General features: G+C 53.1%; 18 protein-coding genes and 1 other RNA gene. 13 read left to right on the top strand and 6 right to left on the bottom strand.

The genetic code is table 11. From position 1 onward, the window contains the following. Window positions 1–5: 5 nt before the first annotated feature. A complete protein-coding gene (locus tag FD38_RS00190; protein ID WP_057730079.1) occupies window positions 6–2,363 on the bottom strand; it encodes a transglycosylase domain-containing protein in 2,358 nt (785 codons plus the stop codon). A 39-nt stretch (window positions 2,364–2,402) separates the two neighbouring features. After that, window positions 2,403–3,008, bottom strand: a complete 606-nt coding sequence (gene recU, locus FD38_RS00185; RefSeq protein WP_057730078.1) for a Holliday junction resolvase RecU — start codon at window positions 3,006–3,008, stop codon at window positions 2,403–2,405. 189 nt (window positions 3,009–3,197) lie between these two features. Here recU and FD38_RS00180 point away from each other — a divergent pair, with 189 nt between their 5' ends. From FD38_RS00180 to FD38_RS00140, 11 genes are all read left to right on the top strand, one after another. Further along, a complete protein-coding gene (locus FD38_RS00180; RefSeq protein WP_057730076.1) occupies window positions 3,198–3,767 on the top strand; it encodes an SLOG family protein in 570 nt (189 codons plus the stop codon). 54 nt (window positions 3,768–3,821) lie between these two features. Further along, window positions 3,822–4,175 (top strand): cell division regulator GpsB, encoded by a 354-nt coding sequence (gene gpsB, locus FD38_RS00175; protein WP_057730074.1) that lies wholly within the window; start codon window positions 3,822–3,824, stop codon window positions 4,173–4,175. A gap of 18 nt (window positions 4,176–4,193) precedes the next feature. After that, an RNA gene (gene rnpB / locus FD38_RS12495) (RNase P RNA component class B) lies at window positions 4,194–4,569 on the top strand. Window positions 4,570–4,708: 139 nt separating this feature from the next. Then, window positions 4,709–4,921 (top strand): hypothetical protein, encoded by a 213-nt coding sequence (locus FD38_RS00170; protein WP_057730072.1) that lies wholly within the window; start codon window positions 4,709–4,711, stop codon window positions 4,919–4,921. Window positions 4,922–5,250: 329 nt separating this feature from the next. Then, entirely contained in the window at window positions 5,251–6,399 is a 1,149-nt protein-coding gene (locus tag FD38_RS00165; protein ID WP_057730071.1) for a THUMP domain-containing class I SAM-dependent RNA methyltransferase, read from the top strand. 2 nt (window positions 6,400–6,401) lie between these two features. Continuing rightward, window positions 6,402–6,785, top strand: a complete 384-nt coding sequence (locus tag FD38_RS00160) for an HIT family protein (RefSeq protein WP_057730069.1) — start codon at window positions 6,402–6,404, stop codon at window positions 6,783–6,785. Window positions 6,786–6,927: 142 nt separating this feature from the next. Further along, on the top strand, window positions 6,928–7,053 hold the full coding sequence (locus tag FD38_RS13055; protein ID WP_263862348.1) for a hypothetical protein: 126 nt from the start codon (window positions 6,928–6,930) through the stop codon (window positions 7,051–7,053). A 74-nt stretch (window positions 7,054–7,127) separates the two neighbouring features. Continuing rightward, a complete protein-coding gene (locus FD38_RS00155) occupies window positions 7,128–7,355 on the top strand; it encodes a hypothetical protein (protein WP_057730068.1) in 228 nt (75 codons plus the stop codon). 191 nt (window positions 7,356–7,546) lie between these two features. After that, on the top strand, window positions 7,547–8,893 hold the full coding sequence (locus FD38_RS00150; RefSeq protein ID WP_057730066.1) for an ammonium transporter: 1,347 nt from the start codon (window positions 7,547–7,549) through the stop codon (window positions 8,891–8,893). A 116-nt stretch (window positions 8,894–9,009) separates the two neighbouring features. After that, entirely contained in the window at window positions 9,010–9,195 is a 186-nt protein-coding gene (locus tag FD38_RS00145) for a hypothetical protein (protein ID WP_057730064.1), read from the top strand. Between the two features lie 97 nt (window positions 9,196–9,292). Further along, window positions 9,293–9,766 carry an 8-oxo-dGTP diphosphatase gene (locus FD38_RS00140; protein ID WP_057730063.1) on the top strand — a complete coding sequence of 158 codons (474 nt, stop codon included), beginning with the start codon at window positions 9,293–9,295 and terminating at the stop codon, window positions 9,764–9,766. Between the two features lie 330 nt (window positions 9,767–10,096). Here FD38_RS00140 and FD38_RS00135 read toward each other — a convergent pair whose 3' ends face one another. The 3 genes from FD38_RS00135 to FD38_RS00125 form a co-directional block, all read right to left on the bottom strand. Further along, window positions 10,097–10,483, bottom strand: coding sequence for a hypothetical protein (locus FD38_RS00135; protein WP_057730061.1), 387 nt, complete (start codon window positions 10,481–10,483; stop codon window positions 10,097–10,099). Beyond that, window positions 10,470–10,757, bottom strand: a complete 288-nt coding sequence (locus FD38_RS00130; protein ID WP_057730059.1) for an AbrB/MazE/SpoVT family DNA-binding domain-containing protein — start codon at window positions 10,755–10,757, stop codon at window positions 10,470–10,472. The genes FD38_RS00135 and FD38_RS00130 overlap by 14 nt, the downstream gene beginning before the upstream one ends. A 255-nt stretch (window positions 10,758–11,012) precedes the next feature. Beyond that, complete coding sequence (locus FD38_RS00125; protein WP_057730057.1) at window positions 11,013–11,678, bottom strand: CPBP family intramembrane glutamic endopeptidase; 666 nt, start codon at window positions 11,676–11,678, stop codon at window positions 11,013–11,015. A 188-nt stretch (window positions 11,679–11,866) separates the two neighbouring features. Between FD38_RS00125 and FD38_RS00120 the strand changes: the two genes are divergently transcribed. Together FD38_RS00120 and FD38_RS00115 are read left to right on the top strand one after the other, a co-directional pair. After that, the gene (locus FD38_RS00120) at window positions 11,867–12,391 is read left to right on the top strand and encodes a TetR/AcrR family transcriptional regulator (RefSeq protein WP_057730055.1); all 525 of its coding nucleotides are present in this window, start codon (window positions 11,867–11,869) and stop codon (window positions 12,389–12,391) included. 103 nt (window positions 12,392–12,494) lie between these two features. Beyond that, window positions 12,495–13,097 carry a nitroreductase family protein gene (locus tag FD38_RS00115; protein WP_057730054.1) on the top strand — a complete coding sequence of 201 codons (603 nt, stop codon included), beginning with the start codon at window positions 12,495–12,497 and terminating at the stop codon, window positions 13,095–13,097. Between the two features lie 68 nt (window positions 13,098–13,165). On the opposite strand, the gene FD38_RS00110 is transcribed toward FD38_RS00115, so the two are convergent. Next, a complete protein-coding gene (locus FD38_RS00110) occupies window positions 13,166–13,378 on the bottom strand; it encodes a hypothetical protein (protein WP_057730052.1) in 213 nt (70 codons plus the stop codon). Window positions 13,379–13,399: the final 21 nt, after the last annotated feature.

Genomic DNA, 13,399 nt, shown 5'->3' with positions numbered 1-13,399 from the left:
CTAATTTAGCTTTCCGCGTCAGACGCGGCGTTGGTGTGATTGTTGGTCTCACTGGTACTGTTAGCGGTACTGGTCGAGCTAGCCGAGGACGTGGTCGTGGTCGACGACGTGGTACTACTATCGGTATTGTCGTCGTCACCGCCAGTCGGTTTTTGTTCCGTACTGGAAGATTCCTTCGACGTGCTAGACTCGGTCGTGCTGGTCGTGGTCCGCGAACTCGAATTCGTGGTGACCTGACCGTTACTACTGTAGGCCGACGAACTGGTGGTGTTGGTCGAGCCGTACTGACTGGTCGACGTGGTATCGGAGACCGTGCCGGCGTGACCGGTCACGTAGTACTCGGTGTTGCCGTTTTGCTTGGTCTCGGTGACGGTACTTGGCGCCGTCCAGTTGGAGTTAGGGCTCTGTTGTGCCAGGTAACTCATTTCGTACTTGTAAATTTCCTGGGCAATCGAGGTCTGACTCTCGCTGACGTAGTGACCGGTCTGGAACTGTTTATCGTACCCAGTCCAAACGGAAACCGCGTAGTTCTTGGTGTACCCGGTGAACCAGGAGTCCATCGTGGCGCCATCCGGTACCTTGTCGGCGTAATCGTCCGGATAGGAGTCCGTCCCGGTCTTACCGGCTTGGTACAGCCCGGAAATGGCGGCGGAACGGCCCGACCCGTTTTCGTTGGTGATGACGTCCTTCATCATGTCGGTCAACATGAAGGCGGTCGCACTAGACATAGCCTTCTTCCCGGTCGACGTGTAGTTGTGCGCCTTGCCGTCTTGGGTGACCACCTTAGAAACCAGGTACGGCTTGTAGTAGGTCCCACCGTTGGCGAAGGCGGCGTAGGCCGCGGCTTCCTGTTCGGAGGAGATGTACAACCCGATCCCGTTTTGCAGGGTCAACGTCTTGTCAAACGACATCCCCAGCCCGTTCAAGAAGGTCGTGGCCTTCTTAATACCCACGTTTTGTAAGGTCCGCACGGCCGGAATGTTCCGGGATTCGTACAGGGCCTTGCGCATGGTGATGGTGCCTTGGTACTTACGGTCCCAGTCGTACAGGCTCTTGGTGGTCCCGGGGTAGGTAAACGCGGTATCCTTGACGGGCTCGTAGGTCGGGTAGTAGAGGTACTCGATGGCTGGCCCGTAATCCATTAACGGCTTGGCCGTCGAGGCACTGGACCGGTCGGTTTGCACGGCGCGGTTCAGCCCGAAGGTTACGTTACCGGTCTTACGGCCCCCAATCATGGCGACAACTTTCCCGTTATTCGGGTTGACGATCGTCGAGCCGACCTGGAACTTGCTGGACGGGAAGTTGACGTAGTTGTTGGTGTTGACGATGTTATACAACCGCTTCTGGGCGCCCATGTCCAGGTTGGTGTAGACCTTCAGTCCCCCGGTCGTGGTGTTGTAGCCCTTGTTCTTCAATTCTTGGTAGACCTGTTTCAGGTAAGCGTCGACCACCTTGGTGGTGTGGGCGCTGGTGGCGCTGGTCAACGAATGGTCCTTGACCAGACCGCTAGAAATGCTGGTGGCTTGCGCCTGTTGGGCCTGTTCGCTGGTGATGACCTTGCTCTTGGCCATGGACTGTAAGACCAGGTCCCGCCGCTTCTTGGCGTATTGCGGGTACTTGATCGGGTCGTAACTGACCGGAGACTGCGGCATGCCGGCGAGTTGGGCCAACTGGGCCAGGTTTAACTCGGTCAACTTCTTACCGTAATAGTACTGGGCAGCCGTTTGCATCCCGTAAACGCCGTTCCCCATGTAGACCTTGTTGATGTAGTATTCCAAAATTTGGGGCTTGGAGTAGTCGTGGTCGACCTTCAAGGCCAACCAGGCTTCCTGGGCCTTCCGTTTCAGGGTCCGGTCGGAAGCGGCGGTCGAGAAGACCGACAGTTTGACCAGTTGTTGCGTCAGGGTACTGCCCCCTTGCATCCCCAGCGACGAGCCGGTGACGTTGGCGAAGGCGGCCCCCAAGATCCGCACGGGATCGATCCCGTTGTTCTTGTAGAAGCGCTTGTCTTCGGTAGAAATCACCGCTTTGGCTAACAAGATGGGGATGTTCTTGGCTTTAACGTAGGTCCGGTTCTGGGCACCTAACCGGGAAATCACTTTCCCGTCGGCGTCGTAGACCCGCGTCGAGGCGTCACTGGAGAGGGCACTCTTCGAAATTTGCGGCGCGCTTTGAGCGTAGTAGAAGAATAAACCCGCGCCGGCGAGGAGGCCTAAGACGATCACCGCAACGATGACGTATAAGATTCGACGAAAGGTGCGCCACCCGCCGCGACGGGGTTTTTGCGGGCCTGCTTCTGCCCGCTGCCGTTCATCGGCATGCCGGCTCATGCGGGTTTCCCGCGGTTCATTGTGACTAGACATGGTAATCTCCTTTGTGTAATAAACGTAGCCAGGGCTCGGTTAAGCGAGGAGCTGATCTACGGCCTTTAGATAAGGAATTAAAGGCTGGATGTGCGGGGTAATCAGGATCCCGTGCGCCGCAATTTCGGTGTAGGGGATGGACTTACGCCCGCCGGTTGCTTGATCGTCCCAGAAGGTAAAGAGGTCTTCCGCACGATAAAGGTAGATCTCCTGGTGGACCACGAACTTAATAATGGCAAAACAGATGCCGCCTTGCGCGGTGCAAGCGCGAAAGTGGTCGATTTGGTGCTGATGGAAGTTTTTCAGGGGAAACGCGGTCTTATTGCGGGTTTCCTTGGCATCAAAGTCGAGATACCGGCCCTGATAAACTCCATTGTAATCGGTCGTCGATGCGGTGCTAAAGTAGGCCTCTTTAATCACCGCGGCACTACGTTTCGGGTAATCGACTTTGACAATCCGAATGGGTGTCGGCTTCTTGTGCACGACCGCTAAGCCGTGCGTTTCATAGTAAACATTACTTTCGTTGAGCGCTTCTTCCAGCGACATGCCCCGTTTACCGTAGTTGGTATACGTATTGGAAAAGTGGGCGGATTCGCTGGTCGCCGGCGCTCGGTAGGCATGCCCATTGGGATACCGGATGGTCATGACGCCTCACACTCCTTCGTGTTGCTGGCCCAGTTATTGACATTATACCAAGCTCGCCTGAAAATAAAAACTCTAAACCGCACGTGAGTCTCGTTTCGCCGAAAATCGTGCCTTATCAATTGCCCCCGCGCGCGTTTTTCGCTACACTAATAGGTAGAGAAAACAAATTAGCACAAAGTGGGTGATGGTGTGAGTCGCTTATGGCTGACGGGCTATCGGAGCTATGAACTCGGTGTTTTTGGGACCGAAGATCCGAAGCTGCTGGTGATTAAAGCCACGTTGAAAAAATTGTTGACCGAGAAAATCGAAAATGGCGTCGATTGGCTGATTACGGGCGGTCAACTGGGGGTCGAACAGTGGGCCGCCGAGGTGGGACTGGACCTAAAGGCGACCTACCCGGAGCTGAAAATCGCCATGATGACGCCGTTTGCGGAATTCGGCGGGCAGTGGAACGAGACCAATCAGGCCACGTACAGTCAATTGGCTAGTCGGGTCGATTTTCATCAGGCCGTTAGTAGCCAACCCTATCACGGGCCCCAACAATTAAGAAACTATCAAGAATTTATGCTGACCCACACGGACGAGGCGGTCTTGGTTTATGATTTAGAGGTTAGCGGTAAGCCGCAGTACGATTACCGGGCGATCGACCGGTACCGCGAGCGGCATACCTATCCCTTAACGTTGATTGATATGGATTGGTTACAGGAAAGTGCCAACGAATATCAAGAAAATTTAAATAATAGTTCCCAAAATGACTGAAGACTGGTATTATTAATAGTGCCGGTTCGATAAGACAACGAGGTGTAGTGATCGATGGAAAACGTTAATTTTACTCCTAAAGAAATTTTACAAAAGCAATTTCGGCAAAAGATGCGTGGCTACGATCCTGACGACGTGGATAGCTTTTTAGACAACGTCATCAAGGACTACGACACCTTTGTCAAGGAAAATCAACGGCTTCAAGAAGAAAACGAACGGTTGTTGGCCAAGGTTGACGAACTCACTAAGCAAGTGCAAGTGGGTGCCAGCCAACCCCAAACCACAACGGCCAGTCCAGCAGCTTCGAATGTCACCAACATGGACATTCTCAAGCGGCTTTCCAATTTGGAACGGCACGTTTTCGGTTCTCAATTAGATAATGATCCAAACGAGTCACATCGTTTGTAGAATTATAATGACGGTGTAAATCCTGGGTAATTGCGGTCGGCTCATGTCGGCTGAGGAAAGTCCATTCTCGCACAGGCTGTGATGCCTGTAGTGTTCGTGGTCGGTGAAAAAATAAGCCGGCGGGCGTGCTTTGCACGTTACGGCGGGGGAAAACGGCTAAGGCTTCGGCTATGCCTGAGTACCCCTGAAAAGTGCCACAGTGACGATACGTCTAGGGAAACTTAGGCGGTGGAACGCGGTAAACCCCTCGAGCGGGAAACCCAAACTTTGGTAGGGGAGCTTCACGTAAGGAACTGAACGATGCGTGGGGCAGACAGAGATGTCTGAGATAGATGATTACCGCTGGACGCTAGCTGCCTGAGTTAGCGGTCAGTACAAAACATGGCTTACAGGGATTTGCACTTAGTCAGGTGGTGGGAGCTTGCTCCCACTTTTTTTATGCCTAAATTTATAAGGCCTCCGACTATGCCTTAACGGGTGATCTATGCTACCTTAACGCTAAGTGTTTCCAGCATAAGGGGTGGCAGTGAGTGATGAAAACGAGTCAGAAGGTTCAATTAGTCTTACAACACATGGGCAATAATCCGTACCAGTTGGCCCAGGCGACCGGGGTGCCGGTCAAGCTGATCAATAATTTACTCTGGCATAACCTAGCGGCCGGGGATATCACCTTAGCCCAAGCCGAACGTTTGGCCGATTACTGGGACCAGCTGACCAGTGCCGCCACACGACCGGCGGCAAAATAGTTTTGAGGAACGGTGGCTTGGCGGCTGCCGTTTTTTTTAACCAAAATTTTCGGGGAATGGTGGTCAGCCCCGCCATTCAATGATAGGATTATCCTAGGTCTCCTCGAAATGGCCAAAAGTTAGGGTCTAATCAGAGTGGGACAAAGGGCGGTTAGCTGGTGAGCATTAACGACGTCAGGTGGATCATCCGGGGTTGGGATTGTCTGCCTGACGGGGCTAAGCGGGACCAGCTGCCCTTTGGCACACGTTTCGGCACCATTTTATGAACTGATAAAAATGTCTGGCGTTTCGAACCAGACGCTTTGAGGAATGCACAACAGGAGGACAATATGGAAAAATTTCATTTATACGCGGCCACCGCAGCGGGCGTGGAAGCCTTAGCGGGTCGCGAATTACGGGACCTGGGGTACCAGACGCAGGTCGAAAACGGGCGGGTGCGCTTCGACGGCACCATCGCCGATATCTTAAAAACGAATCTCTGGCTGCGGACGGCCGACCGGATTCGGATCATCGTGGCCGAATTTGACGCGGTGACCTTTGACGAACTCTTTGAAGCCACCAAGGCCGTGCCGTGGGACCAATTCTTGCCCATGGACGCCGCCTTTCCGGTGGAAGGTCGGTCGCAAAAGTCGCAACTGCACAGTGTGCCCGACGCGCAGGCCATCGTCAAGAAGGCCGTGGCCACGAAGCTAGCCGCCATTTATCACCGGCGGACGCGGTTGCCCGAAACCGGGGCGACCTACCCGCTGGAAGTCATGATCAACAAGGACCACGTCATCTTGACGTTGGATACCACCGGCCCCAGCCTGTTTAAGCGCGGCTACCGGGTCGGCAAGGGGGGCGCGCCCATCAAGGAAAACATGGCCGCCGCATTGATTGCGTTGACCAGTTGGCACGCCGACATGCCGTTCGTCGACCCCGTGTGTGGGTCCGGGACCATCCCCATCGAAGCCGCAATGATCGGTCGGAACTTAGCGCCCGGCTATAACCGCGACTTTCTCTGCGAAAAGTGGGACTGGATTCCTAACGAACTCAGCCGCCAGGTCCGCGCCGAAGCCGACGAAAAGGCCGACTACGACACGCCGCTACAGATCTTTGGGAGCGATATCGACGGTAGTATGATCGAGATCGCCAAACGTAACGCCGCCGAAGCCGGGCTGTCCCAAGACATCGAATTCAAGCAGTTAGCGGTCCAGGACTTCACGACCGACCTGCACCACGGGGTCATCGTGGCCAACCCGCCTTACGGGGAACGGTTGAGCGACCAGGCCGGGGTCCGGGCGCTGTACAAGCAGATGGGGCAGGTCTTTAAGCCCCTGACCGATTGGTCGAAGTACATCTTGACCGCCGACCTGGAATTCGAACACTTCTACGGCCAAAAGGCCACCAAGAAGCGTAAACTCTATAACGGGGCGCTACGGACGGACTACTTCCAGTTCTGGGCCCAACGGCAACCTCGGCACAAGGCGGCGCATTAACCATGCGCCAACCAGACTGTGTCTTTTGTCAGAAAACAGACCTGGTGCTGGAAAATGACTTGGCCAAGGCGTTTTGGGACCTGCATCCGGTCCGGAAGGGACACCTGTTGATCGTGCCGAAGGACCACTACGCGACCTACTTCGACGTGCCGGTCAAGACCCGCCAAGCCATGGATGACCTTTTGTTTCAGGCCAAGGCCTTTTTGGACCAGCGGTATCAGCCGGCCGGCTACAACGTGGGGATCAACGTTAACCCCGCCGGCGGCCAAACGGTGATGCACGCCCACATCCACCTGATTCCGCGTTACGTGGGCGACGTCAAGGACCCACGGGGCGGCATCCGCAAGATGATTCCGGCCGCGGTGCGACGCCATTTTACAAAATAAATAACGCAAAGGTCTAACTGCTTAGCGGTTAGGCCTTTTTGGCGTAGTCAGCCGGGGGATTCTTTGGTAAAATAGTTAGGGGACCCGAAAATGAGAGTTCCTAACTAATGATAAAAATATTTATTATAGGGGAGATCTACACATGCTATCCTTTTACAGTTACAGTCAATTGATTTTCAGTGCCTTATTGCCTTACCCGGAACTGGTGAGTTGGACGAAAACGCCACAAGATTCCGTTACCCCGCACGATAACGATATTAATAATTAATCATGCGTGCAATTCCCGATGATTTTGGGTACAATTGGTCTGTACCACAAATCGAAATTCATGGGGGAAATGGCATGACTGGCGTTTATGGGGATATTCGCTTTATTTTGGAGAGTTCGTTGTTGAATACGGAGTTGAGCCGGTTGACGGGGATCCCGGCGTCGTTACTCAAGCAGTTACGCGAGCACGACGTCGCGGTCGCGAGTCTGACCTTGGCGCAGGCCGAAAAGCTGTGCGCGGTGCGCAACGTCGTGGCCATCTACGAGGAAAAGTACCAACAAGCTTGCTGGGAATCGGCCTAGGCCAATGACTGGTATGTGAGAAAAAATTACATAAAATGATGAAGGGGCCACAACTACTGATATTTTAGCAGTTGTGGCCCCTTTCTTTGTTAAATCATCTATCGAATCCGGGATAAAAACACAAAAAGTCATGACAAATGTCAATTCTGGTGTTAGAACTTATTACATAAAGAGCAGAGAGGGCGTTGCGAATGAATCTGGCAAATACGGCATTTGTGTTAATTGCGAGTATCTTGGTCTTATTTATGACTCCCGGGTTGGCCTTCTTCTACGGTGGCCTGGTCACCGAAAAGAACGTGGTCAACACCATGTTGTCCGTCTTTATCATGACGGGGGTCGCGATTGTCTTGTGGATCGCCTTAGGGTACACGATGGCGTTTTCCGGGAACATCTTGGGCGTCGTGGGTAACCTGAAACACGTCTTCATGGCCGGCGTCAATCTGGGCGGGTTGACCGCCACGAAGATTCCGATCGGCGATTATTCCTTGTTTCAAATGATGTTTGCGATCATCACGCCGGCGTTGTTCGTCGGGGCGATTGTTGGCCGGACGCACTTTAAGTTCTTACTGGCGTTTCTGATCGTCTGGTCCATCTTTATCTACTACCCGATGGTCCACTTGGTTTGGAGTCCCAACGGCTGGTTAGCCAACTTGGGTGTGCTAGACTTTGCCGGCGGGACCGTCGTCCACATCAACGCCGGGGTCACGGCGCTGATCTTATCCATCTGGTTGGGACCGCGCCTCAAGGTCGACAGCAAGAACCACTACAACTTGCCGTGGGTCTTGCTGGGCACGACCATTCTGTGGATCGGTTGGTACGGCTTTAACGCCGGCAGTGCGCTGGCCGTGAACAACGTGGCCATGCAGGCGGCTATCACTACCACGGTGGCGACCGGGACCGCGATGGTGGTTTGGATGATCTTGGATATCTGGACCACCGGTAAGCCGACGCTGGTCGGGGTCTGCACCGGGACGTTATGCGGGTTAGTCGGGATCACCCCGGCGGCCGGCTACGTCACGATTCTAGGCTCCGTGGCCATCGGCGCGATTGCCACGTTAGCCAGCTACAGCTTTATCACGTTGCTTAAGCCACGGTTGGGCGTGGACGATGCGCTGGATGCCTTCGGGTGTCACGGGGTCAGCGGCATCGTCGGCAGTATCTTGACCGGGGTCTTCGCCACGAAGTCCGTCAACTCGGCCGTGACCACCAACGGTTTAGCTTATGGTGGTGGCTGGCACCTGTTGGGGATTCAGATTCTGGCCACGGTCTTCACGATTGCCTTTGTCGCAATCGTGGGTAGCCTGTTGATCTGGGTTTTGAAGCAGTTCATTCCGATGCGGGTCAACGCCGTCGAGGAACGGCAAGGCCTGGATGAAGGCGAACACGGGGAACACGCCGATTACACCATCAGCCTAAACGCCAAGTTGAGCGCCTTTACCTCCGATCAAGAAAAGTACGCGCCGGAGTTCAAGGGACAATTACAACGGCTCCAGCGGCCAAGCCAACCATCGGGGTCAAGTCTCAACGACCATTCGTAAAATGTTAGTTTAGGTTTGGTTAAGATTGGGACGAAAGTTTGCAACTCTCCGGAGAATTTGCTAACCTGTAAATGTGGTTGGGGCCACAAATATTTCGGGGAATTGGGGGAATTAACATGAAAAAAGATACTTTGGTTTTAATCGTGATGGTGGTACTGTCAGTCCTGTTATTGAGTTTGGTACTGATGAAGTCACTTCTCTGGGCCGTTGGTTTTCCAGCCGCGTTCGCTGCACTGGGTGTGCTGTGCTACGGCGGCGAGGCCTTGCTCATGAAGTCTAAAAATAATCAACGTCAAGCCTAGAACGGTTTAATCGAGAAATAAGGGAGGCCCGTGAGCCTCCTTTTTGTTTACCCGGAAACTGATATAATGGAAGAAAAAGCTTAGAGGAGTGGTTCAGATGTCCCGAACGCAACCCGTCGAATTAGTCACCATGGTCTTGGTGCGTGATCCCCAAACCAAACAAGTGCTGGTCGAAGATAAGGTCAACGTGCCCTGGAAGGCCGGGCATAGTTTTCCCGGGGGACACGTCGAGGTCGGCGAAAGTGGCCTGAGCGCCGCCATCCGCGAGGTCCGCGAAGAAACCGGTTTGGTCTTGACCACCGCCGAATTCTGCGGGACCTGCGAATGGTTCGACGTGGCCGGGGGTCGGCGCAAGTTGGGCTTGCTGTACCAAAGCGACCAATTCACCGGGGAGTTGCACGCTAGCGCGGAGGGCCGGGTGTACTGGTTGCCCGAAAATGAGCTGACGGTCGAAAACAGTGCCGAAAGTTTGTTGACGTTACTGCGGGTCTTTCACCACGAGACGGCGGCCGTGGTCAGTGAGCAGTGGGACGGCGAACTGCACGTGGATGCGGGGACGACCCGCTACTGAGATACGGGGATACTCTGACGGTGCTTAAATAACCTATTCAGGCATTGGGAGACATTGATTCCTAAATATTGATCATTAAAAGTTGGCCCTAGAAATCGTTTAACGGTTTCTAGGGCCAACTTTTAGGAAGATTAAATATCGACTAAAAGGCGTCGGTTGACCGCCCAAAACCAACATTTTTAAACCGCCCTTGACACCGATGCGTGCCAAGACAATGCTTGTGTTTACGCTACGGCCGCAGAGTAGTTATTGAAGACTGAACTTATTTTTTGAATCTGCCAATTAAAACGGCCTTAGAAATCCTTTTTGATTTCTAAGGTCGTTTTTTCGTCACTTTTGTTGGTTACGCCAAGTTGCTAAGAACTCCTGTAGACCTAATTGATCATTTAGAGTGAGTTTCCCAATAGGATGTTGTCGCAAAATTGCTGAAATATTAATGGAGTAGGCACGACCGACATCAATGTATGACTGTTTTTTCAGTCCGGCAGCCAGCCAATCATTGATTTTGTAGTAACGCGCTTGAATGGCGGGCGTTTTAGTGGAAAACCTACTCGTACAGCGAAAAACGATTGCTCGGTTATTCTTGAGTAGTAGTACCAATGCCGGTCGATTAAAATGCTTAACTTGGCCTTTTGAGGTCATGGTGTAGGGCAGGTGAATCATGATCAAATCGTTTAGTTCTAAGTTACCAAAGGACTCGGGGTTAATCGGGATCATCGCCCTTCATCCACTTATAGAACTCCGGAGATTGACTTTTATCAAAATTACCATTTTCGTCAATGTCAACGTTCTCGGTGGGCAACCCTTTGATTAAGTCACTCCAATCAAGCGCATTAGGCTTTGCTTCTAAAGTCATGGAACCATCGGCAGCAACGGTTAGCTGTAGTTCGTCACCTGATTTTAAGTCTAGATCATGTCGCAGCTGGGCAGGGAGGACCATCTGACCTTTGCTAGACAGCTTAATACGATAACTGATTGGTTTGTTTAACATAGTGCCAACCTCCTGTTTTGTTTTACGTCTTACTTCCTACATCTTACGTTGAGTATATAATGATTAGCACCAAAAATCCAGAAAAATAACAGGAAGAAGGACTCACAAATCTGTGGGATTTATCTAACCATCCTTCTCAGATTTGTATTTGGTTAACCGATAAGACTTAGCTGTAAAAAGAATTGTCCCGCTAAATGATTGAAATCGTTTAGCGGGACAATTCTTTTTTGATTGACTTCGATAATGGGTGCCAGCTTACGCGAATAACGTGACCAGAATATCCCAGGTCATGTGGACGATGATGCCGGGCCAGAGTGACCGACTCTTGGCGTATAACCAGCCGAAGAGGGCACCCAGTAGGGCCACGGAGACCAGATTACTGAGCCAGACCGTGGGACTCATCGGCGGAATGGTGGTGAGGTAACGGGGGATGTGCATCGCGGTGAAGGCGATGGCCTGAATGGTGTTGGCCCAAACGAAGCTGGTGTGCTTCAGCAGGGCGTTTAAGAAGTACCCCCGGAAAACGAACTCCTCGGTGATCCCCACGACCACGAAGTAACGGCCCCAGTACTCGGGCAGAAAGCTGTGACTGATGCGCAGACCGTGATGGGTCAACCAGAATTGGCCGAGCAGGTAGATCACGACGATGCCCCAGACGAGGTAACCGGCCGTGAAGTGCCAGTTGGGCCGCCACTGGTCACGCGGGGCGATAGCGAGCGTTTGGGGCTGGGCTTGGTGGATGAACCACCAGCCACCACCCAGCCAGACGACTAATTTGATGGCATCGAGGGTCAGCTCTTGGGGCCACCCGGACAGGTGGTGCTCGATGGGGGAATTGATGACGACCTGGACCACTAACCAAGTGAGCCAGAAGCCCACGAATTGCCAGGTTAAACGGCGACGAGAAACGGTTTCAGACATAAGGACGACTCTTTTCTAATAGGATGATTACCTTCATTGTAAGCCCATTCAGTGGTTTAACGTGTAAAAAAAACGTAAAGGTTAGTGAAAAAGGCTAGATGTTATCACTGTTTACATTTAATGTAAACGATGATAACATAGGAGCCAATAGTAGTGTGTGCCTAGAATGACCCTAAGGAGGCCTTGTCATGACGAACCTGCCCTACCATCGTGAAAATTTAGCCGCGGCGATTCAACAGCGCGCCCGGCAAGAACTCGAGACTGCTGGCGCGGACCAATTATCGCTCCGCCAGTTGGCCCGTTTCTTGGCGGTGACACCCGCGGCGATTTATCGGCATTTTCCCGACAAGGCCAGTCTACTGGCGACGTTACGGGCGGAGATCTTAGACGAGGTGGGGGCGGCGCTGCGAGCGGGGGTGCTGGACTCGCCGGACGCGACCACCATGCTCCAGCGCTTGATCGCCAACCTGTTGACCTATCAGCAGGACCATCCCCGTGCGGTGGCCTTCGTGTTGACGGCGCCCTGGCCGCTGCCACAGAGTCTCAACACAGTCTTGACGCTGTGGGGCGCCCAGGCGCAGGTGACCGTGGTGTCCGATCAAGTGACGGCGGTGTGGACCTTCTTACTGGGCGTGTTGTGCCAACCGCCCGCGACCTATCCCGGCGAGTGGGTCCAACGACAGGTCACCCAACTTTTACGACCCTCAAGTTAAAATCCTTTACTTTCAAAAAGTAAGTTGATATGCTAGGTTCACACCAGAGATGTTCTGCTGGTTAAACTAAACCTTAAATCTAAAAAGTGAGGACTTAACCTACATGAAAACGCAATTAATCGATTTAGCCAAACAACGTCGAAGTATCTACGCCTTAGGCCGTAACGTGACCGCCACGCCGGACGATTTAACGGAGTTGATCAAAACCAACATCAAGTTGGCGCCAACGCCGTTTAACAACCAGACCACGCGAGCCGTGATCCTGTTCAACCAGGCCCACGACCAACTCTGGGACATCGTGCACGACGAACTGCGCAAGGTGGTCAAGGACGATGACGCCTTCGCCAAGACGGCGGACAAGGTCAACGGCTTCAAGGCCGCGTTTGGGACGGTGTTGTTCTTTACGGATACCGCCGTGGTCAAGCAATTTGAGGATAATTTCCCACTGTACGCCGACAACTTCCGCGACTGGTCGGAACAGGCACAGGGAAACGCGCAATTCGCGGTCTGGACGTCCTTAGCGGAAAATGGTTTGGGCGCGAACATCCAACACTACAACCCACTGATCGATGATCAGGTGCGGGCCGCCTTTGACGTGCCGGCCAGCTGGGAATTACGGGCCGAAATGGACTTTGGGTCCATCGAAGCACCGGCGGGCGACAAGGACTTCATGGCCGATGCCGACCGGTTCAAGGTTTTCAAGTAACTTAAAGTCAGTCAAAAAGGGACGTCACCCTCACGAAAACGTGAAGGTGGCGTCCCTTTTGCGTGGACTCAATACTTTTGATCGTAGTCCCAGATACCGTTACAGATGGCGAGAAACTGCTTTTGGGTCAATTGCGGTTGGCTCTTCTTGATGGTGCTCAGCGCCGACAACATCAATGCGCTTACGGTGCGGCCCTCATCGAGGGTGGACGCCAATTTGACGTTGCCGTCGTCATCGGCCGTCACGGTAATCGAATACTTGGCGGAATCGGCTTCGGTCATGGCTAGACACTTCCTTTTAAC

This window comes from Levilactobacillus zymae DSM 19395 (assembly GCF_001434115.1).
GTDB classification, from domain to species: domain Bacteria; phylum Bacillota; class Bacilli; order Lactobacillales; family Lactobacillaceae; genus Levilactobacillus; species Levilactobacillus zymae.
This window is presented reverse-complemented; position numbering and strand designations above follow the sequence as displayed.